This window comes from Guptibacillus algicola (genome assembly GCF_020171805.1).
Lineage (GTDB): Bacteria > Bacillota > Bacilli > Bacillales > Guptibacillaceae > Guptibacillus > Guptibacillus algicola.
Genome location: NZ_JAIVAF010000009.1, coordinates 33276 through 54058, shown reverse-complemented (window position 1 = coordinate 54058; position 20783 = coordinate 33276). Strand labels below are relative to the sequence as shown.

General features: G+C 40.7%; 19 protein-coding genes, 10 tRNA genes and 1 rRNA gene. 26 read left to right on the top strand and 4 right to left on the bottom strand.

The genetic code is table 11. The features are described 5' to 3' along the window. The 12 genes from rrf to rocF all read left to right on the top strand — a co-directional run bounded on the left by rrf (nt 1) and on the right by rocF (nt 2307). Nucleotides 1–117, top strand: a 5S ribosomal RNA gene (gene rrf, locus LCM09_RS19920). Nucleotides 118–127: 10 nt separating this feature from the next. Further along, a tRNA-Asn gene (locus LCM09_RS19915) sits at nt 128–202 on the top strand. A 3-nt stretch (nt 203–205) separates the two neighbouring features. Continuing rightward, nucleotides 206–281, top strand: a tRNA-Thr gene (locus LCM09_RS19910). A gap of 8 nt (nt 282–289) precedes the next feature. Next, nucleotides 290–364: transfer RNA gene (locus tag LCM09_RS19905), tRNA-Glu, on the top strand. Nucleotides 365–395: 31 nt separating this feature from the next. Further along, nucleotides 396–471: transfer RNA gene (locus LCM09_RS19900), tRNA-Val, on the top strand. A gap of 225 nt (nt 472–696) precedes the next feature. Continuing rightward, a tRNA-Thr gene (locus LCM09_RS19895) sits at nt 697–772 on the top strand. 9 nt (nt 773–781) lie between these two features. Continuing rightward, nucleotides 782–866: transfer RNA gene (locus LCM09_RS19890), tRNA-Tyr, on the top strand. Between the two features lie 4 nt (nt 867–870). Beyond that, a tRNA-Lys gene (locus LCM09_RS19885) sits at nt 871–946 on the top strand. Nucleotides 947–951: 5 nt separating this feature from the next. Continuing rightward, nucleotides 952–1026: transfer RNA gene (locus LCM09_RS19880), tRNA-Gly, on the top strand. Between the two features lie 10 nt (nt 1027–1036). Further along, nucleotides 1037–1110: transfer RNA gene (locus LCM09_RS19875), tRNA-Gly, on the top strand. Nucleotides 1111–1114: 4 nt separating this feature from the next. Next, a tRNA-Ala gene (locus tag LCM09_RS19870) sits at nt 1115–1190 on the top strand. A 214-nt stretch (nt 1191–1404) separates the two neighbouring features. After that, nucleotides 1405–2307, top strand: coding sequence for an arginase (gene rocF, locus LCM09_RS19865; RefSeq protein WP_224885411.1), 903 nt, complete (start codon nt 1405–1407; stop codon nt 2305–2307). Nucleotides 2308–2332: 25 nt separating this feature from the next. Here the strand turns inward: rocF and LCM09_RS19860 are convergent, their stop codons facing one another. After that, nucleotides 2333–2521 (bottom strand): aspartyl-phosphate phosphatase Spo0E family protein, encoded by a 189-nt coding sequence (locus LCM09_RS19860; RefSeq protein ID WP_224885409.1) that lies wholly within the window; start codon nt 2519–2521, stop codon nt 2333–2335. Nucleotides 2522–2732: 211 nt separating this feature from the next. On the opposite strand from LCM09_RS19860, the gene sigW reads away from it, so the two are divergent. From sigW to LCM09_RS19820, 8 genes are all read left to right on the top strand, one after another. Continuing rightward, nucleotides 2733–3293, top strand: coding sequence for an RNA polymerase sigma factor SigW (sigW, locus tag LCM09_RS19855; RefSeq protein ID WP_224885407.1), 561 nt, complete (start codon nt 2733–2735; stop codon nt 3291–3293). A 19-nt stretch (nt 3294–3312) separates the two neighbouring features. Next, nucleotides 3313–3936, top strand: coding sequence for an anti-sigma factor family protein (locus tag LCM09_RS19850; protein WP_224885405.1), 624 nt, complete (start codon nt 3313–3315; stop codon nt 3934–3936). A 158-nt stretch (nt 3937–4094) separates the two neighbouring features. Continuing rightward, nucleotides 4095–4934: a diadenylate cyclase CdaA gene (cdaA, locus tag LCM09_RS19845; RefSeq protein WP_318246538.1), complete on the top strand. Its 840-nt coding sequence runs from the start codon at nt 4095–4097 to the stop codon at nt 4932–4934. Beyond that, nucleotides 4934–5890: a CdaR family protein gene (locus LCM09_RS19840; protein WP_224885403.1), complete on the top strand. Its 957-nt coding sequence runs from the start codon at nt 4934–4936 to the stop codon at nt 5888–5890. Before cdaA ends, LCM09_RS19840 begins: the two co-directional genes overlap by 1 nt. Nucleotides 5891–6136: 246 nt before the next feature. After that, complete coding sequence (gene glmM, locus LCM09_RS19835) at nt 6137–7480, top strand: phosphoglucosamine mutase (protein ID WP_224885401.1); 1344 nt, start codon at nt 6137–6139, stop codon at nt 7478–7480. A gap of 461 nt (nt 7481–7941) precedes the next feature. Next, nucleotides 7942–9747, top strand: coding sequence for a glutamine--fructose-6-phosphate transaminase (isomerizing) (gene glmS / locus LCM09_RS19830; protein ID WP_224885399.1), 1806 nt, complete (start codon nt 7942–7944; stop codon nt 9745–9747). 111 nt (nt 9748–9858) lie between these two features. Next, nucleotides 9859–10488 (top strand): LysE family transporter, encoded by a 630-nt coding sequence (locus tag LCM09_RS19825; protein ID WP_224885396.1) that lies wholly within the window; start codon nt 9859–9861, stop codon nt 10486–10488. A gap of 59 nt (nt 10489–10547) precedes the next feature. Further along, nucleotides 10548–11297, top strand: a complete 750-nt coding sequence (locus LCM09_RS19820) for a YqcI/YcgG family protein (RefSeq protein ID WP_224885394.1) — start codon at nt 10548–10550, stop codon at nt 11295–11297. Here LCM09_RS19820 and LCM09_RS19815 read toward each other — a convergent pair. Continuing rightward, a complete protein-coding gene (locus LCM09_RS19815) occupies nt 11294–12604 on the bottom strand; it encodes an amino acid permease (RefSeq protein WP_224885392.1) in 1311 nt (436 codons plus the stop codon). The two genes, LCM09_RS19820 and LCM09_RS19815, sit on opposite strands and share 4 nt — an antisense overlap. Before the next feature lie 138 nt (nt 12605–12742). On the opposite strand from LCM09_RS19815, the gene LCM09_RS19810 reads away from it, so the two are divergent. From LCM09_RS19810 to LCM09_RS19795, 4 genes are all read left to right on the top strand, one after another. Beyond that, nucleotides 12743–13684, top strand: coding sequence for an arginine deiminase family protein (locus tag LCM09_RS19810; protein WP_224885390.1), 942 nt, complete (start codon nt 12743–12745; stop codon nt 13682–13684). 109 nt (nt 13685–13793) lie between these two features. Then, nucleotides 13794–14513 carry a ZIP family metal transporter gene (locus tag LCM09_RS19805; protein WP_224885389.1) on the top strand — a complete coding sequence of 240 codons (720 nt, stop codon included), beginning with the start codon at nt 13794–13796 and terminating at the stop codon, nt 14511–14513. A gap of 104 nt (nt 14514–14617) precedes the next feature. Next, the gene (locus tag LCM09_RS19800) at nt 14618–16729 is read left to right on the top strand and encodes a heavy metal translocating P-type ATPase (RefSeq protein ID WP_224885387.1); all 2112 of its coding nucleotides are present in this window, start codon (nt 14618–14620) and stop codon (nt 16727–16729) included. A gap of 162 nt (nt 16730–16891) precedes the next feature. Next, the gene (locus LCM09_RS19795; protein WP_224885385.1) at nt 16892–17239 is read left to right on the top strand and encodes a DUF1516 family protein; all 348 of its coding nucleotides are present in this window, start codon (nt 16892–16894) and stop codon (nt 17237–17239) included. 36 nt (nt 17240–17275) lie between these two features. On the opposite strand, the gene LCM09_RS19790 is transcribed toward LCM09_RS19795, so the two are convergent. Then, complete coding sequence (locus tag LCM09_RS19790) at nt 17276–17788, bottom strand: acyl-CoA thioesterase (protein ID WP_224885383.1); 513 nt, start codon at nt 17786–17788, stop codon at nt 17276–17278. A gap of 140 nt (nt 17789–17928) precedes the next feature. Between LCM09_RS19790 and LCM09_RS19785 the strand changes: the two genes are divergently transcribed. After that, on the top strand, nt 17929–18711 hold the full coding sequence (locus tag LCM09_RS19785; RefSeq protein ID WP_224885382.1) for a divergent polysaccharide deacetylase family protein: 783 nt from the start codon (nt 17929–17931) through the stop codon (nt 18709–18711). Nucleotides 18712–18799: 88 nt separating this feature from the next. After that, nucleotides 18800–19186 (top strand): DoxX family protein, encoded by a 387-nt coding sequence (locus LCM09_RS19780; protein WP_224885380.1) that lies wholly within the window; start codon nt 18800–18802, stop codon nt 19184–19186. Between the two features lie 69 nt (nt 19187–19255). Here LCM09_RS19780 and LCM09_RS19775 read toward each other — a convergent pair whose 3' ends face one another. Beyond that, a complete protein-coding gene (locus LCM09_RS19775) occupies nt 19256–20158 on the bottom strand; it encodes an aldo/keto reductase (protein ID WP_224885378.1) in 903 nt (300 codons plus the stop codon). Between the last annotated feature and the right edge of the window lie 625 nt (nt 20159–20783).

Sequence of the window (20783 nt, the reverse complement as noted above, 5' to 3'; positions counted from 1 at the left end):
TCTGGTGATGAAGGCGAAGAGGTCACACCCGTTCCCATGCCGAACACGGAAGTTAAGCTCTTCAGCGCCGATGGTAGTTGGGGGCTCTCCCCCTGCAAGAGTAGGACGTCGCCAGGCTAGTCATTATTCCACAGTAGCTCAGTGGTAGAGCAATCGGCTGTTAACCGATCGGTCGTAGGTTCGAATCCTACCTGTGGAGCCATTTGCTTCCATAGCTCAGCAGGTAGAGCACTTCCATGGTAAGGAAGGGGTCATCGGTTCGAATCCGGTTGGAAGCTCCAGACAACAAGGCCCGTTGGTCAAGCGGTTAAGACACCGCCCTTTCACGGCGGTAACACGGGTTCGAATCCCGTACGGGTCACCATTTTGTTTAATTTATAGCATTTTTACTCTGTGGAGGATTAGCTCAGCTGGGAGAGCATCTGCCTTACAAGCAGAGGGTCGGCGGTTCGAGCCCGTCATCCTCCACCATTTTAATTTTAAATCACATTGATGATTACATGCTCAGGAGTACTCTGAAAAGAGTGCACTGTTTTTGGTTTGTAGGTTCATAAAGTAATTGGCCGGTCTAGCTCAATTGGTAGAGCAAGGAGCATCACTTCTCCGAGTTAACGTCGACTTGTCTTGACGCAAAAGGCTTCAGAGCGACACTGGTAGAGGAAAGACAACAACGTGAATATACATCAAATATACTTCGCCGGTCTAGCTCAATTGGTAGAGCAACTGACTTGTAATCAGTAGGTTGGGGGTTCAAGTCCTCTGGCCGGCACCATCTATTTGTGGAGGGGTAGCGAAGTGGCTAAACGCGGCGGACTGTAAATCCGCTCCCTCAGGGTTCGGCGGTTCGAATCCGTCCCCCTCCACCATTTAGAGCCATTAGCTCAGTTGGTAGAGCATCTGACTTTTAATCAGAGGGTCGAAGGTTCGAATCCTTCATGGCTCACCATTTTTGCGGAAGTAGTTCAGTGGTAGAACACCACCTTGCCAAGGTGGGGGTCGCGGGTTCGAATCCCGTCTTCCGCTCCAATTAAATCATGCGGGTGTAGTTTAGTGGTAAAACCTCAGCCTTCCAAGCTGATGTCGTGGGTTCGATTCCCATCACCCGCTCCATAATGGGGCCTTAGCTCAGCTGGGAGAGCGCCTGCCTTGCACGCAGGAGGTCAGCGGTTCGATCCCGCTAGGCTCCACCATTTTCCTTATACATTGTTATAGGGTTTTTTTTATGTCTAAAAACGACTAAAAACGAAATCGTTTTGTTATTAAGCGTATCGATTATTAATAAATATCCGAAAATTTCTAAAAATATAGTCGTAACATGAATACTTATTCAAAAAAGTGTCCGGTTGAGTCATTAAAAAGCGAATGGTTACAATAGAGGTAGACATAACTCTAGGAGGACTATAGATGAATAATCAATTATCGATTATTGGAGTTCCAATGGATTTAGGACAGATGAGACGCGGGGTCGATATGGGGCCAAGCGCTATAAGATACGCTGGGATTGTAGAACGGTTAGAGAAATTAAATTATAGTATTGAGGACCTTGGAGATATTGAAATTGGTAGACCTGAACAGAAACCAGAGAATCAAGACCATCAGCTTAAGAATTTGAAAGAAGTAGCAGAAGCTAGTGAAAAGCTAGCATCAACAGTAAACCAAGTGATCGAACGTAAGCGTTTCCCACTCGTGTTTGGGGGCGATCATAGTATTGCAATCGGTACACTTGCGGGTGTTTCTCAAAGTTATAATAATCTTGGAGTTATCTGGTACGATGCTCATGGAGATTTAAACACAGCTGATACATCACCTTCAGGAAATATTCATGGTATGCCGCTTGCTGTAAGTCTTGGTATTGGGGATGAGTCCCTTACAAGAATCGCTGGTTATGGTCCTAAGATCAAACCAGAGAATATTGTTATTATCGGTGCACGTTCACTTGATGAAGGAGAGCGAGTACTGATCGAGGAAAAAGGAATTAAAGTCTTTACTATGCATGAAATCGACCGCATGGGTATGACGAAAGTGATGGAGGAAGCGATAGCTCACGTTTCTAACGGAACGGATGGTGTCCATCTAAGTCTTGATTTAGACGGATTAGATCCTCACGACGCACCAGGAGTTGGGACTCCTGTTCTTGGAGGCATCAGTTATCGTGAGAGTCACCTTGCGATGGAGATGCTTGCAGAGTCTGATATCCTTACATCTGCTGAATTCGTTGAAGTGAATCCAATATTGGATGAGAAGAATAAAACAGCTACTGTTGCAGTTGCTTTAATGGGTTCATTGTTCGGTGAAAAATTAAAATAACATGATTAACGGCTCTCTAAGAAGTTTAGAGAGCCGCTGTTTTTTCTTTTTTGCATTCATCATATTGGTTTAATAAATTATCGAGATAAGTGCTGATTTCTACTATTTCAGAAGAACTTAATGGCTGCTTTCTTGCTAAGAGGTTCATTTTTTTACGAGAAGCTTCAATTTCCTTCAGTAAAATTTCTTTCTCCAGCCCCTTTGGAAAATCCATTTGCAGACCATCCCTTTCATTCATTTTCCACTGTATACCCTTTTTAAATCAATAGGAAACCTCTTTTTTAGAAATATATGTATTTTGGTTATTTATAAAGATTACTCATGCTAAAATAGGGGAGGATAAAAAAATTATAAAAAAAAACGAAACTTTATTTTTCCTGGAACGTAATGAATAATAGCCGCAGGGAATAGCGGGGGTTGGATATATGGATGCCATTGTAAAAAGAATAATATTACAAGTAAGAAAAGGAGATCACAATGCTTTTGGTGAGCTTGTTGAGCTCTATAAGGATCGTGTATTTGCTCTTACTTTCAGAATGCTTGGTAACCGTCAAGAAGCCGAAGACGTGGCTCAAGAGGCATTTATTCGAGCGTATACGAATATCGATCGCTACCAAATTGATCGTAAGTTCTCAACATGGTTGTACCGTATTGCGACAAATTTAGCGATTGATCGTATGAGAAAGAAAAAGCCTGATTATTACCTTGATGCAGAGGTTTCGGGCACCGAAGGTTTAACGATGTACTCACAAGTAGCTGCTACCGATCAATTGCCTGATGATGAAGTTGTTTCTTTAGAAGCACAAGAGGGTATTCATCAAGCGATATTAAGTCTTCCTACTAAATATCGTTCTGCAATAACCCTTAAGTACATTCAAGAGCTTTCGCTAAAAGAAATTAGTGACATACTTGATTTACCAGTAGGCACAGTGAAAACTCGAATACATCGGGGGAGAGAAGCCCTTAGAAAGAAGCTACGTGAGTGATGAGAAAGGGGGAGAAACTATGAAATGCCCTAAAGAGATAGTACGAATGATGCATAATGTACTTGATGAAGAAGCGACAAGAGAAGAACAGCTTACTGTACAAAACCATTTGAAAACATGTTCTGATTGTAAGGAACATTATGAAGAACTTAAGAGAACAGAATCATTTCTCCTCAGCTCGCCTTCTCTTAAGGCACCCGATGGTTTTACATCAAAGGTAATGCAACAGCTTCCGCAAGAAAAGAAGACTGTATGGATAAAGAGATGGATGAAGTCTCATCCGTTGATGACTGCAGCAGTTCTTTTTCTAGTATTAATGGCAGGATCCGTATATTCCTCATGGACAAGCGAAGATCAGATGACTGCGTTATCTGGCAACCTGACATTCGATCAGGAAACAAATACGGTAATTGTTCCAGAAGGTGAAGTAATAAAAGGAGATTTAACGGTTAAGAACCGCAATCTTGAGATTGAAGGTAAAGTTGAAGGTGATGTTCTCGTTATTAACGGTGAACAATATATGGCTTCGGCTGGTCAAGTGACAGGAGATATAGAAGAGGTCGATCACATTTTAGATTGGACCTGGTATCATTTAAGAAACGTATTTATCGATATTGGTGACGTGTTTTCATCTGATAAGTAATCATTTCTTAAACCGCTCTATGTAGAGCGGTTTTTTTGGTTGGTTGCTCATTATGAGCAAATACCGTTCACTTTGAACATACTAAAAATATGATATAATTAAAAAGTTACCAAAGTTTTTGAACGTGTAACGGTTAGGAACCACAGGCTAAATTCACTATGTTTGGAGGAAGAGCCGTGCTGCCTGTCGCTAATGTGAATGTACTTGATTACATAACAGAAATTATAGATATTCTGCTAGTTACGTATGTGATATATAAAATTATCATGTTGATTAGAGGGACTAAGGCTGTTCAGCTTTTAAAAGGGATAACCGTCATTATCGCGGCCTGGTTTTTGAGCAGTTTCTTTGAACTAAACACGCTTCACTGGATCTTAGAGCGAGTTGTTCTATACGGATTGCTTGCTATTATCATCATATTCCAGCCTGAGCTTAGAAGGGCCTTAGAACAGTTAGGACGAGGTCGATTATTCACTCGTTCTGCAGTAGAGGAAGAAGAAACGAATAAAATGATCGAAGCGATTATTAAATCTACTTCCTATATGGGTAAAAGACGGATTGGCGCACTAATTTCCATGGAGCGGGAAACGGGATTAAATGATTACGTTGAAACGGGTATTCAGATGAATGCCAAATTAACTTCAGAGCTTCTCATCAATATTTTTATTCCTAACACTCCACTACATGATGGTGCTGTTATTTTGAAAAAAGACGAAATTCTGGCAGCTGCATGTTATTTACCTTTGTCCGAAAGTCCCTTCATTTCGAAAGAGCTTGGGACGAGACATAGGGCAGCATTAGGAATAAGTGAAGTAACGGATAGCCTAACCCTAGTGGTGTCTGAAGAAACTGGTAGCATTTCACTCGCTAAAAATGGTGAGCTTCATCGAAATGTATCAGAAGAGGTTCTTCGTGACCTTTTAACAGCCGAACTCAACTCTGCTGTAACAAAGAATGAAACTTCCAATCGTTGGAGTAGTTGGAGGGGGAAAAAATAATGGACAAGTTGCTAACAAGTAATTGGTTTGTCAAAATTATCTCGTTTCTTCTCGCTCTTATGCTCTATACCATTGTAGCAATGCCTGACGCTTCAACATCTGGTGGGGATGGATTGCTTAATCCTGAAGGAGATTCGTATCCTATCTCTGATATGAAACTTCAGGTGCTGTTTGACGAGGAGGAAGTTGTTGTTTCTGAATTGCCAGAAACAGTGGATGTCATTGTTGAAGGTCGTACTGATGGCGTAATGATCTCTAGGATGACGAACAAAGAGGTCTACGTGGATTTACGAAACCTGACTCCAGGGCAACACCTTGTAACGGTTAAACATCGTGATTTTCCTGAAAATGTCGATGTTACGATTGATCCAGCCAGAGTGTCGGTAACGATTGAAGAGAAAAAATCGAATACATACCAGGCTGGTATTAATTTATTGAAAGCAGATGCTCTCCCTGAAGGCTACATAGCTGAAAATCCTATCGTTACTCCTGAGTCAGTAACTGTTACAGGAGGAGCTTCAAAGCTTGAGCAAGTGGCTTTTGTGAGAGGGTATGTTGATGTTAGTAATGCCAAGGAAGCTGTTAATGCCCGCGTTACACTGAATGTGTACGATGGAAATATGGATGAGATACAAGGACTTACGATCGAACCAGCTATCGTCGATGTGAAAGTGCCGATAAGTAACCCATCCAAAGAGGTACCGATCGAGCTTGAGCAAGAAGGCGAGCTTCCTGAAGGAACAAGTATTTCGTCAATTTCAGTTGAGCCGGAAGACGTGACTGTGTTTGGTCCATCGGAAAGTCTTCAGAAATTAGAGGTGTTAAATGGCGCCTCAATTGATCTTTCCAAGATCACAAAAAATACAACGTTAGAACTTGATGTTCCTGTACCAGATGGGATGACGAAAGTAGAACCAGAAAAGGTAAAGGTTAACGTCACTGTGAGTGATGAGTAATAAAAGCATTCTATGATATACCCATAAAAGACTTAGATCTATCGGAAGGTCTTACTGCAAAGGTTGCTAAGTTAATTGGCTGATGTGTTTTAGGTGAATTGAATGGTGAAATACGTCTCAAGAGGTAAGGGTACTTTTATTAAGATTTAACCACACTCATGTAACCGTACATCACAAAAGGTACTCTTAGGATATAAATTGGTTGGAATATAACTGAACTGTGCGATACAAAGGAGAGAAATTACGATGGGTAAATATTTTGGGACTGACGGTGTTAGAGGTGTCGCAAATACTGAATTAACACCTGAGCTTGCATTTAAACTAGGACGTTTTGGTGGGCATGTATTAACAAAAGGTGCTGAAAAACCAAAGATTTTGATTGGGAGAGATACTCGTATTTCAGGTTATATGCTAGAAGGTGCGTTAGTAGCAGGTTTATTATCAATCGGAGCTGAGGTTATGCGATTAGGTGTGATCTCCACACCAGGTGTCGCTCATTTAACAAAGGCTCTGAGTGCTCAGGCAGGGGTTATGATTTCTGCGTCTCATAATCCGGTAGGCGACAACGGTATTAAGTTTTTTGGACCGGATGGTTTTAAACTATTAGATGTTCAAGAAGATGAAATTGAAGCTCTTATCGATAGTGATGAAGATACAGTCCCACGCCCTACAGGTGAAGACCTTGGAATTGTGAGCGATTATTTTGAAGGATGCCAGAAGTATCTACAATATCTGAAACAAACAATTGATGAAGACTTCTCAGGACTTCATATAGCGCTAGATTGTGCACATGGTGCAACATCTTCTCTAGCACCTCATTTGTTTGCTGATTTAGAAGCTGATATCTCAACTATCGGTACAAACCCTACAGGCACGAACATTAATGCTGGTGTAGGATCTACACATCCAGAAGCTCTAGCTGAGTTTATGAAGGGTAAAAATGCAGATCTTGGATTAGCATTTGATGGAGATGGTGACCGCCTTATCGCAATTGACGAGAACGGGGAAATCGTTGATGGCGACCAGATTATGTTTATTTGCGCGAAGTTCATGAAAGAGCAAAAGAACCTTCGTCATGATACTGTCGTTTCAACTGTTATGAGTAACCTCGGCTTCCACAAAGGGATGGAAGAATCGGGAATTACCTCTCTAAAAACAAAAGTTGGCGATCGCTACGTGATGGAAGAGATGCGTAAAGAAGGATACAACCTTGGTGGTGAACAGTCAGGGCATATCATTTTCCTTGATTACATCACAACAGGAGACGGCATGCTATCAGCCCTTCAGTTAGCAAATATTATGAAGGTGACGAATAAGCCATTGTCAGAGCTTGCAGCTGAAATGAAGAAATACCCTCAATCGCTTGTGAATGTTCGTGTAACTGATAAAACAAAAGTTGATTCAAACGAGCGTATTCAGGAAACCATTCAGACAGTTGAAAGCGATATGAACGGAGAGGGACGTATTCTAGTGCGCCCTTCAGGAACTGAACCACTCGTTCGTGTTATGGCTGAAGCCCCAACAAAAGAGCTTTGTGACGAGTACGTACAACGCGTAGTCGCAATGGTTGAAGAAGAACTAGGAGCTTAATCGACACAAATATAGTTTTAGTACGAAAGGTATGCATATGTAGCACACAATTAGCTACTGATGCATACCTTTTATTATTTAAATTAAACTAGTAGTAAATCGGACGGAACAAGTTTTCATTTTTTGAAAAAAAGGATTGACCATTATTTTACATCTAATGTATTATTGTAGTTATGTTTAATCCTATTCAAGAAGGGAAAGTGAGGGAAGTGGGTTTATTAGCAAGATAAGCGCCTGGACTGCTCTCGATCGGTAGAGAACAGTTGACGAGGAAGAGGTTCATCGAACATCGGCGGATACCTCTCGATTGCTCACCACAATCGAACGGTTTTGCGTTAAAACAGAAAGGTGACTTTCTGTACAAAACCAAAACCTTGGTGAATAACATTGATAATCGGAAAAGAAGGGGCAGGTCTGCCCCGTGGTACACCTGTTCCTTCAACTGAAGGAGGACTTTTTTTATGTGTGGTATTGTTGGATATATTGGAAATAAAGATGCTAGAGAAATTTTGTTGCGTGGGCTAGAGAAACTTGAGTATCGTGGGTACGACTCAGCGGGTATCGCTCTTCTTAATAACGAAGGTCTACACCTCACGAAGGAAAAAGGGCGTATTGCTGACCTTCGTAAAGAGGTAGATTATGATGTTGAAGCAACAACTGGAATTGGACATACACGTTGGGCAACTCATGGTGAACCAAGTCAAGTAAACGCACACCCTCATCAAAGTGCATCAAAGCGATTTACACTTGTGCATAATGGTGTTATTGAGAACTATCAACAAATCAAACGCAACTTCTTATCCGAGACTGAATTTGTAAGTGCTACAGACACTGAAATCGTTGTACAACTTATTGAGACATTTGTAGTAAAACACAACATGGAAGTAGAAGAGGCTTTTCATCAGGTGTTACAAGAGCTTCATGGTTCTTACGCACTTGCGTTGATCGATAATGAAAATCCTGAAACTCTTTTTGTGGCAAAGAACAAAAGCCCGCTTCTAGTTGGAGTAGGTAACGAATTTAACGTTATTGCAAGTGATTCAATGGCAATGCTTCAAGTAACGAATGAATTCATCGAATTGATGGATGAAGAAGTCGTTCTTGTAAAGCGTGATTCCATCACGATCAAAGATATGGATGGCAAAACGATTGAGCGTGAACCATTCACTGCTGAAATCGATGCGAGCGATATTGAGAAGGGGACGTACCCTCACTATATGCTTAAAGAAATCGATGAGCAGCCGTTTGCAATTCGTAACATCATTACGAAGTATAAAGATGATAATGATAACATTAAGCTAGATGAAGATATCAGAAACGCTGTCAAAGGTTCAGATCGTATTTACATCATCGCTTGTGGAACGAGCTACAATGCAGGTCTTGTTGGAAAGCAACTTATTGAAAACATTGCTCAAGTTCCAGTAGAGACGCACATTGCAAGTGAATTCCTTTACAATATGCCGCTTGTTTCTGAAAATCCACTGTTTATCTTTATTTCACAGAGTGGTGAAACAGCAGATAGTCGTGGCGTACTCGTTAACGTGAAGAAAAAAGGCTTTAAATCATTAACGATTACTAATGTACCTGGCTCAACGCTTTCACGTGAAGCAGATTACACGCTTCATACACATGCGGGTCCTGAGATCGCTGTAGCATCCACAAAAGCGTACACTGCTCAGATGGCAGTATTAACACTTCTTGCAGTTGATACAGCACAGGCTAAAGGAATCAAGCTAGACTTCGATCCTCTTCAGGAACTAGGAATCGTAGCAAATGCAATTGAATCGATCGTTGATCAGAAAGAAAAGATCGAATCTGTCGCTCGTGAATTCCTTTCTGTTACACGTAATGCATTCTTCATTGGACGTGGCGTAGATTACTACGTATGTCTAGAAGCTGCACTGAAACTGAAAGAGATCTCTTACATCCAGGCTGAAGGTTTTGCTGGAGGAGAGCTTAAACATGGAACGATTGCACTGATTGAGAAAGGTACACCAGTTATTGCAATTGCAACACAAAAACACGTGAACGGAAGTATCCGTTCTAACGTTGAAGAAGTTGTCGCTCGTGGAGCGTCACCATGTATCGTAACAACGAAGAGTCTTGAAGAAGAAGGTGACTCAATCGTACTTGATGAAGTTCATGAGCATTTAACTCCTCTTGTCTCTGTTGTTCCATTACAATTACTTGCTTACTATGCAGCACTTCACCGTGAATGTGATGTTGATAAGCCAAGAAACCTTGCTAAATCTGTAACTGTAGAATAAGTGGAAGCGCCCATTACGTTTGTGATGGGCGTTTTTTTAATGTCTGAAGCTTTTCCCTTTAATACTAAAGGACATGCTTGAATAGGATGTTACTGAAGAGGGGGAACTGAGATGAGTATATATATTAGTTATATTTTGTTAGGGTTATCGCTGTCTGCACCTGTAGGTCCAATTAATGCTGCACAAGTTGATAAAGGAATTCGGTATGGATTTTTGAATGCGTGGTTTGTTGGGATCGGTGCGATGGTAGCAGATGGAATCTTTATGCTTTTGATCTATGTAGGAATCGGGCACATTGTTGATTCTCCATTCATGAAAACATTTCTCTGGTTGTTTGGCTTTTTTGTATTGAGCTATACAGGTGTGGAAAGCATCGTGAAGTCAAATTCAATTCAAAATGATATAGCAGGATCCAGGAATGAAGCAAAAAGTAAGTCATTCCGAACTGGCTTCTTCATGGCGATTTCAAATCCCCTTAATATCTTATTTTGGTTAGGAATTTACGGATCCATTCTTGCTCAGAGCTCTAGTCATTTAGGTACGTACCATTTATTGATCTATAGTACTGGGATATTTATTGGAATTACGATATGGGATTTAATAATGGCGAGTGTGGCTTCAGGTGCAAGGAGGTTGGTAAGTCCACAAGTGCTTCGCATTGTTTCCATCCTTTCAGGCGTGGTTCTCATCGCATTTGGTCTTTATTTCGGAAAGCAAGCAATGATTATGCTCCTAAGTTAGACAGACACCTAATTTTACTTCTCTCAATAAGATACCGTGTGTAGCTTTTGGGAGGGAAGATGATGACTTTATATACAAAGAGTATGATTGACCAAAATAGCGAAGGTTTAGCGGACTGGGAGAAGGATGCTTATCAACAGTTCGAAACGATGATGTGTGACGAATCTGACCCTTATCCATGTGTGCCTGGAAAGATGGGCTTCTTAGAAGACTCTCTACGGTTTGGATTTGCGAAACCTCCTTCCGAAGAGAAGTCATATGATCAACTTGCTTCATTATTAAAAAAGTATGGAGAGGTTTCTCGGCAAACCGGAAAGTATGCTTCTTTAGTTGTCTTCTTTGAGGGTCATGAAGATAAAAGCATCGAGGAATATCAGGACATGTTCTGGACGTTGTTAAACGAAGTTCATCAACGAGATGAAGCAGAATGGCCAGAAGACATTCCGACGGATCCACATAACCAGGCTTGGGAATTTTGTTTTGATGGAGAGCCTTATTTTTGTTTTTGTGCCACACCAGCACACCGCTTACGGAAAAGTCGTAGTTTTCCTTATTTCATGCTAGCCTTTCAACCAAGATGGGTATTTGATGAAATCAATGCTACCACATCACTTGGACAAAAGTTAAAGAAGGTCATTCGAAACAGACTTGTTAAATATGATGGGATAAAACCCCATTCTGCTTTGAAGTGGTATGGAGCACAGGATAACTATGAATGGAAACAGTACTTTCTAGATGAAGAAGACACCACTATGTCTAAGTGTCCATTCATGGCCATGAAAAAGAAGTTAAAGAACTTTCATTTTTAACGATTTCTTTTTAGCTTAATGACAGTAGCCAGAGCGATGAGAATAATAAATCCTATGCTTACAAAGAAGCCGGGTCTGCTTACTTTATCAAATAAAGTGCCGGTTACAGCAAAGAAAATTAGTAGGAAGGCAATCCATACTCCAATTTGAGTTCGTACCGATAGCTCCATTAGTTTACGATATGATAACAGGATGAAAATCCAGTTGTATAGAAGCATTAGTCCTGCTGCAGTGGTGAGATACTCAAAAATCTTGCCTGGTAGTAACAATGCTATGATAATCGAAATGGCGACAACGAAAGTGGTAAGACCGAAAGCCGGGAGCGGGACTTTATCTTCCTTTTTCTGAGTAAAAAGCTTTGGAGCGTCTCCCTCTTCAGCCAATGTTAATAGCATGGTTGTAACAGCATAAAGAGAAGCCACCATCGTCGAAAATCCAGCGATGATAAGAATGCTATTAAAAACATGCGGTACAAATACAGGTAGCTTATACGCTATCAGAACTGTTAAAAATGGACTTTCATCAGGAGTGATGCCTGTTGATGAATTCAACTTTAATACAAAATAGAAAGACAGCAAGTAAAGGGAAGATAAGACGAGTAGCATGATATTCCCAGATTTTTGGGCATCTTTCGGGTTGTCTAAGTGTTCTGCCATCAGCCCCATAATTTCAATACCGCCAAATGCATAAAACGCATAGAGAAGCGCAGTCCATAAACCTATGCCACTGTTTGGAAAAAGATCTGATAGTGGCGATCCAGTATTCTTTGACGATTCAATTGGATTGATTAATCCTGTTATGGCAGCTATCGCTACTATTAAAAACATAACGATAGCTGCTACTTTCATGACTCCAAACACGTTTTCCATCTGCTCGACTTTATGAACACCCATAAGGATGATTGAGAGGCCAAGAATTGCAAAGACAGCAGCGAATATCCATAACGGAGTTTTCGGAAACCAATATTGAGCAAAAATTGAGAGGGCCGTCAGTTGACTCCCCATAATAAGCATTTCACATGACCAGTAAACCCAGCCGTTACTAAATCCTGCCCACTCTCCGAACGCGTGCTTTGCATATGTTCGGAATGAGCCTTTTACAGGCTGATGAGCTGTTAATTTTGCAAGAGCTTGAAACACAAACCACGTACCTACTCCAGCTAATGCATACGCGATCAAGACGGCGTTGCCCGCCTTTTGAATCGCAATACTAGATCCAAGGAAGTACCCTGTTCCGATAATACATCCAACACCTATCAAAGATAGTTGCCACCATAAAAGATTCTCAGATCGCGTCTGTTTCCTCATTCGCATAACTCCCCATTTGTTTGTATACATAGTTTGAGAAGGATCGATGAGGAATATGTGTCCTTTCGGGGGAGATGAATGATTTGATTTGAAGAGGAGATAGTAATAGGATAAATCGGTTAGAAGGGGATGCCTAACATGAATCTACATCCTAATTGTTGGAATGAATATAGTGAGCTAAAGAGTGTGGTTGTTTGTTCTCCATCTTCATTGGATGTGCCTAATAAGGATATTGCCTCCTATGTTCAGTGGGAAGCTCCCGCAAAATATGAAAAAGCAATTGAGAATCATGAAAATATGGTAAATGGATTGAAGGGCGAGGGAGTACACGTTGTGAACTATGATACGTATCTTTCGGAGGAAGATCTAGTCTTACATAGGGAGCTAATCAACCGTGTGTTTGTGAGGGACCTTGCTTGTGTCTTTGGAAATCATATCGTTCCTGGTGAAGCAGGTACGACGATGAGGAGACCAGAATATGTGACATCCCATCTGCTCTTTAAGAATTGGTTTGATGAGAAGACGTTTTCCATCAAAGGTAATAATCAATCAAAAGCATTAGAGTTTGGGGATGCGATGATATTGAACTCGGATGCCGTTTTTATTAATGCCGGCTTACGGACAAGTATCGATAGTATAGAAGCGATTAAAGAGCAGGTTTTTCAAGCAGGTTTTTCAGAAATAGGTGTCATCGATCTACCAAGAAGAGGAGATACACTCCACATGGATATGAACTGCAATGTTGTGGGAGAAGACGTCTTCCTTGCTAAAAGCTATATGAGATACTTCCCAGTGAAGATTATCATGGAAGATACGTCTATATACATGATGATGGAAGCATTCTTGAATCGACATGGATATGAAGTTGTCTGGACAGATGAAATCACTCACACAGTAGCAGACATCAACTTCTTAAATCTTAATCCTGAAACTTTGTTGATCAGCACAAAAGCAAATAAGAAGATTTTGAAAAGTCATCCGAAGTTAAAAAAGAAGAAGTTAATAGAAGTAGACGTCGATGAACTTGAAAAAGGTAGCGGAGGCATCCGCTGTATGACGTTGCCGATCGAAAGAAGTTAATTTGGAGTTAAGCAGAAGAGAAGATGGGGTAACCTTTCTTCTGTTTTTTTATTTCTCTCATATAGTTTAGTGGACGGGTCATATACTTGGCCCTAAAAAGGAGGGAGAAATGGTGGTTTCCTTATTAACGAATCTTTTTCTTGTTGGATTAAGTGGTTTACTTATTGGAGCGGCTGCTGGGAGAGGGGCGTATGGCTTCTATTCCCATCGAATAGAAGAACTTTATTTGCTATGTGGTGGTATGCTTATCGGCGTCATTTTATTTGAATTAGTTCCAGAAAGTATGCACTCGTTTGATATCATTGCGATTTCATTAGGAGCTTCGTTTTCTTTTCTATTGTTCGTGCTAATAGAATCGAGATTTCACAACTATCTTGTACATAATAAATATGTGCCCCTGATTGCTTTTGTTCTTGCACTTCTTTCGCACAGCATTCCTGTTGGAATAGCAATTGGAATCAATGGTAATGGTGATGGCTTCGGAACGGTGTTACTTTTAGCACTTTTTATTCATCATATACCTGAAGGAGTAGCTTTGGTTTTATTCACGAGTATTACAGGGCTAAGGAGTTTGTATGCAATACTCGCTGCTAGTTTGATTTCGTTTGTCCTTGTATTATCTGCGGCTTTTGGGTCTAACTTTGCCCCTTCCTATACGGTGAACGGGATCCTTACAGGGATTGCGATTGGCTCGCTCTCTTATGTTGCTTGGTGTGAAATTATTTTAAAAGTCAAAGGCCGTGTTCTTTACCGAACGTTGTTGTTATACACAACCATGGGCATACTTTTGATAATTACATATATTAAACTGGTTCATAAATTATTTTGACATCTTGAGAAATGTTCAGTAAAATCAACTATATAATATATGAACACATGCTCATATACTGAATATAATGATGTGAGCTTCCTAACGAAGGAGTGTACACCGAGATGAAAGAGTATCGCATAAAGGGTTTATCGTGCCCCAATTGTGCTGCTGATTTGGAGCAGCGAATCCAAAAGTTAGACAATGGCGAAACAGCTCAACTTCAATACAATTCTGGAAAGATCCAGCTTGATGAGAAAGTTGACCTCAATAAAGTAGAGAAAATCCTATCTACTGACAATGCTTCACTCGTGAAGAGTGATGATGAAGACGAGCACGAAGGTCACTCACATCCTTCTTCTATCAAAATGTATCTTGGGATTGCGACTGGTGTATTTATTCTTGCTCTCCTTGTAGATAGCATGAGTAGTTTTACAGCAATACCATTTTATCTTGCTGCAATCATTTTAAGTGGTTATCAAACGTTTATAAAAGGGTTAAAGAACTTAATCCGATTGAAATTTAATATCGAAACGCTGATGACGATTGCTTTGATCGGTGCAGTTGCGATTGGAGAGTGGAAGGAAGGTACTCTCGTTGCCATACTGTTCGGCTTAAACGAATACTTAGAAGGTCTAGGGATGCAGAAAGCTAGAAAATCGATGGCTTCACTTCTAAAAATCGCACCGAAAGAAGCAGTCATCATTCGAAATGGTGTAGAAGAAACTGTTCCTATTTCAAAGCTACATGTTGATGATTTGGTACTCGTTCGATCTGGGGACAAAATTCCTTCTGATGGCGTAATTGAGTCTGGAAATAGTTCGGTAAATGAAGCTGCGATTACAGGAGAAGCGATGCCAGTAGAAAAAGCTGTTGGAGAAGGTGTGTTTGGCGGGAGTATCAATAATGAAGGGGTGTTGCGAATTAGAATTACGAGGGCCTATAAAGATTCCTCCCTTGCAAAGATTCTCCACCTTGTTGAAGAAGCGCAGGAAACGAAGACGCCGACAGAACAGTTTATCAACCGTTTTTCTCGCTATTATACCCCTATTATTATGGCAATTTCAGCGCTCGTTATGATTGTTCCGCCAGTCTTCCTAAATGCTGATTTTGGTGAGTGGTTTTATCAAGGATTAGCGGTGTTAATTGTTGGGTGTCCATGTGCACTGATCCTTTCCTCTCCGATCGCTAATATTTCTGGCATAACAAGAAATGCTCGAAATGGCATTCTTATAAAAGGCTCAGTCTATTTAGAACAGCTAGGGATGATCGATACGTTAGCATTTGATAAGACGGGGACGCTCACAAAGGGAAGACCCTATGTAGAAAAATATGAGTCGTTTGATCACGAAACGTTTTTAACAGTAGCTGCAGCGGTTGAGAAACATTCTTCACATCCGTTGGCAAAAGCCATAATGGATAAGGTGAGTGAATTCCCAGTCCGTAAATTAGAAGCAGAGGAACTCGAGACGATTGCCGGACAAGGAATTGTTGCCATAATCGATGGAAAACGATACAAAGTTGGAAATGAGAAAAGTGTAGAGGACATCGAGATTGAATACAGCGTTCAATCCACGATTGCTTCGATGAAGGAAGAAGGACTAACGCTCGTGATAGTGGCAGATAACACAAAAATTCTTGGTGTTTTTGGGATTTCTGATGAAATCAGAGAAGAGAGTGAATCGGTTATGAGCGCACTACATTCTTCTGGAATCAAAAATACGGTGATGCTAACGGGTGACCATCACAAAACTGCCGAAAAGGTATCGAAACGAGTAGGAGTCCATTCATTTTTTGCAGGGTTGATGCCTGTTGAAAAAGTGGAGAAAGTTAAAGAGCTTACGAAAAAAGGTAAAGTAGCGATGATTGGGGATGGTATCAATGATGCTCCTGCTCTCGCTACAGCTGATTTAGGAATTGCGATGGGGAAAGGAACGGATAGTGCGATCGAAACAGCGGACATTGTGTTGATGCAAGATCACCTTGGTAAGTTACCTGAAGCGATTTCGATTGCGAAGCGGGTGAACCGCACAATTAGAATAAATATCGCTCTAGCACTTGGCTTAAAGCTTATTGCATTGCTGCTAACGATTCCAGGTCTCCTTACTCTTTGGATTGCAATCTTATCAGATATGGGTGCTACGATCCTCGTAACGTTAATTAGTTTGACAATTCTATGGGAAAAGAAAGAAAAGCCAATGAAAGACGTGCAAAATCCAGCTCCACAACATTCGTAACATGTAACCCCCCTGGCTACGAGTCAGGGGGGCTTTTAAGTGAGGAAGATATGATAAATTTGTTATCTTTTCATAATAGGGCTTGTGTCGATGGAAATAGAATTCTACTATTAGGATATGACACTTATGTCATATCCATAAAGGATGGGAAGGGGAACACACATGTATAATATTTTTTATCAGTCTCACGCAGGCTCATGGGCAATTCTTGTGCTCTTATTATTCGTTAGCTTCTTCGCTTACAAGCAGAACATTTCTCTAATGATTCAAAGGCTTTTTTATCTAATTATGATTATTTCAGGAGCGGGTATGATCGTTCTTCAATTTACAATGGGATCATTTCCACTTCTATATATTTTCAAAGGTATCATAGCAATCGCTCTAATTGGAGTGATGGAAATGATCGTAGGTAGAAGAAAAAGGTCCGAGTCAACCAAAACACATTGGATCGCATTCGCAGCTTTACTTCTAATCGTGCTATTGATCGGATATGATGTCATCAGTTTCTAATATAAAAGCGGCGTCCTAAATAGGACGTCGCTTTTGTTATTCCCATGGTCGTTTTGTTGTTAAGAGTCCTGCGAGTTCTTTACTTGCCTGACGATGTTCTCGTCTTTTTTCAGCGCGAGCTGGGGCAGTATTATGAAGATTCTTTTCTTCTTCCGTTTCAGGGATGATTTGAGGAACGGATAATGGTTTTTTATTTTCATCAAGCGCAACGAAAGTTAGGAATGCTGTTGAAGCAATCTTTCTCTCACCTGTTAAGAGATGCTCCGCTATTACTTTGACGAAAACCTCCATCGATGACTTACCTGTATAGGATACATATGCTTCAAGGCAAACTGAGTCATCTGGTGTGATGGGATGAAGGAAATCGACAGAGTCAGTGGACGCTGTTACGACCTCACTTCGACAAAGCCTCATCGCAGCTATTGACGCGAGGTCATCGATATCGCGCATCAATTGCCCACCAAAGAGAGTATTGTGATTGTTTGTAGCTTCTGGGAATACGTGGCTTGTTTTTACCACAAGCGTTTCTCTGATGTATCTTTTTTCCATGTTTTCCTCTCCTTTTACGTGCGAATTCACTAGTCTATCTTTACTATGCCCTTCAAAACCTTCGAGAAAACATCTTGAGGGAAACCTTCACTCATGAATTTAGTGAAGGTGGGAATTTTAATGAAAAGGAGGTTCGGTCGATGAAGATTTTGTTTCTTACGGTAATCATCATGAATGCGATATGGTCTCACCCTTATGTTGAAAAAGCTGTAGCGAAAAGTCGCCATTCTGAGCTCGCAATCGTAATCGATGATTTTGGGAACAACATGGGGGGGACGGAGGAAATGCTCAATCTTCCCGTTCCTCTAACCGTAGCAATTATGCCTTTTCTTCCAACTACAAAAGAAGATGCAAAGCTTGCTCACAAAAAGGGGCATGAAGTAATTGTACATATCCCTATGGAACCACTAAGAGGAAAGGCTAGCTGGCTTGGTCCAGGTGCCATCACGACAAACCTTAGTGATAAAGAAATAAGAAAAAGAATTACACGTGCGATCGACGACGTTCCTTATGCGGTTGGTATGAATCATCATATGGGTTCAAAAGCAACTGCCGATGAACGCGTCATGAGAATCGTTTTGAACGTTTGTCGAGAAAAGGGGTTATATTATCTGGATAGCAGAACGACAGACAAGAGCGTTATTCCGAAGCTAGCTAATGAAATAGGAGTACCATACTTAGAGAATGAGCTTTTCTTCGATGATATTTACACGATAAGCCATATGAACAAGAAAGCAAGAGAACTCGAGAGGCTTCTAAATGACGATGAGAACCATATCGCGATCGGCCATGTAGGGATAGCGGGAAAGAAAATGGTGCAAGTACTAAATGAATACATTCCTGTTTACCAAACAGAATCTACGATTGTGCCTCTTTCTGAATTGATTCCAAGTTTTGATATGATCGATAAACAAGTCCCGTAGAAGGCTTCTTGATTTGTTTGGATATAAAAGTGATCCATTGATTGAAACACATCGTTAGCTAGGAAATAACAAAATGAGGTGTTTTAACATGAGTGGAAGAGTAGAATGGGGCTTATTAGCTGGTCGTTTGATTTTAGGAATCATCATGTTGGCTCATGGAATCCAGAAACTTGCTGGCATCGAAAATACCATCGCAATATTTGAAAAGATTGGTCAGCCAGCTTGGCTAGCGTATGTTACTGCAATAGTTGAGGCAATCGGTGGAGCAAGCCTTATTCTTGGAATCTTCGTTGTGCCTTCTGCAATTATTCTTGGAATGACAATGGTAGGAGCTATCGTACTTGCGAAGCTTCCAATGGGCTTAATCGGAGGCTTTGAATTTCCACTGTCCCTTCTTGGATTGTCTATCATCTTAGCGGTAACGGGAAGTAGGAAATATTCACTATCTAGTGTTGTGACGAGTCAGAGATCATAGATGTTAATCAAACGTTTGTTTAACGAATAATGAAAAGCGTCCGAGGTCGTCCGGACGCTTTTCGCTATGTTATGGAATATCATGTCCCATTGAGCTAGTGAGAATTTCAAACCACTGATCGCGGTTTAATGATAAGGAAAGAGCATCAATCGCGCTATCGATTCGATTGGTCTTTCCTGAGCCAACGATCGGCATAATGTCAGCGGGATGGTTAAGAAGCCATGCGTAAAGCACTTGATCGATTCCTTCCGCACCGATTTCAGAAGCAACTTTTTCAATAGTCTGGCGTAAGCGCGTCGCTTTCTCGTCGTTTGAGGTAAACACGTTACCACCAGCGAGAGGTGACCAGGCCATAGGTTTGATTCGTTTTTCCTGACAAAGGTCTAGTGTACCATCTTCGAAATTTTCTAGGTTATATGCTGAGAGTTCGATTTGATTAGTAATGAGTGGCTGGTCGACATACGATTGAAGCATAGTAAACTGATGTTGTTTGAAGTTCGATACGCCGAAATGTCTTACCTTCCCATCTTTTTGTAGCGTTGAAAACGCTTCTGCGACTTGCTCAGGGTCCATAAACGGATCGGGACGATGAATAAGTAGCGCATCGATATAGTCAGTGCCAAGTGACTTCAACGATTGTTCTGCTGAAGCAATGATATGTTCTTTACTCGTGTTGTAATGGTGTGATGTATGAGAAGGGCGGTTAGGGGATTCGAGAACGATTCCACACTTCGTTACGATTTCCATCTTATTTCTCAATGAAGGCTTGAGAGAGAGAGCCTGCCCAAATAGTTCTTCACATTCATAGCTTCCGTAAATATCTGCATGGTCAAAAGTTGTAATACCACGCTCAAGGTTGTGTTCAATTAGTGACAACGTTTCTTCGCTGGACTGATTCCAGTCTGCAAGACGCCATAGGCCGTGAATAATACGTGAAAAGGATAAATCTTCTCCTAGGTTAACGCGCTGCATAAATAAACCTCCTGAATAACTGTAGTTCGTACCACTCCTATCATAGAAAAATAAAACCGTTTGCACAACTTTAATATTCTGACATCTTCTTTATTGAAAATGCTTCTCATTATCAACTACCGATGATATAATAAGAGAAAATTCAGATATAAGAGGTGGAATAATGGTAGAAACAGTGCAACTGTTATTGTTTTTTGTGATATTGTTTGCATCGTTTGTTACATTTGCATTCATTCTAAGATTGGAAGCTAAGAAGAGTGGATATTTGCGAAATAGAAGTACGCAAATGATAGAAAAAACACCTCAATTAACAATGAGAAAAGGTTATTGACTTTTTAATTGATAAAGATTATCATTATCATATAAGGAAATGATAATGAATTGTGTTCCCCGACATGTTCATTTCAAGAAGAAATAGAAGTTCCCCCTTCCGAAATAGTTGCCTGCACTGGCAGCTATTTTTATGTGTAAGATCCTGCTCATGATCAGCAGGATCTTTTTTGGATTGTGACAACTTATCAAACGTTAGATAGGAAAAGTTGTGCAATGGAATACATTTCACGTATGCTATAGGTGGGAACAGTAAGAGCGATAGATAAGATCACCATTATTTATTTTAAGAGAG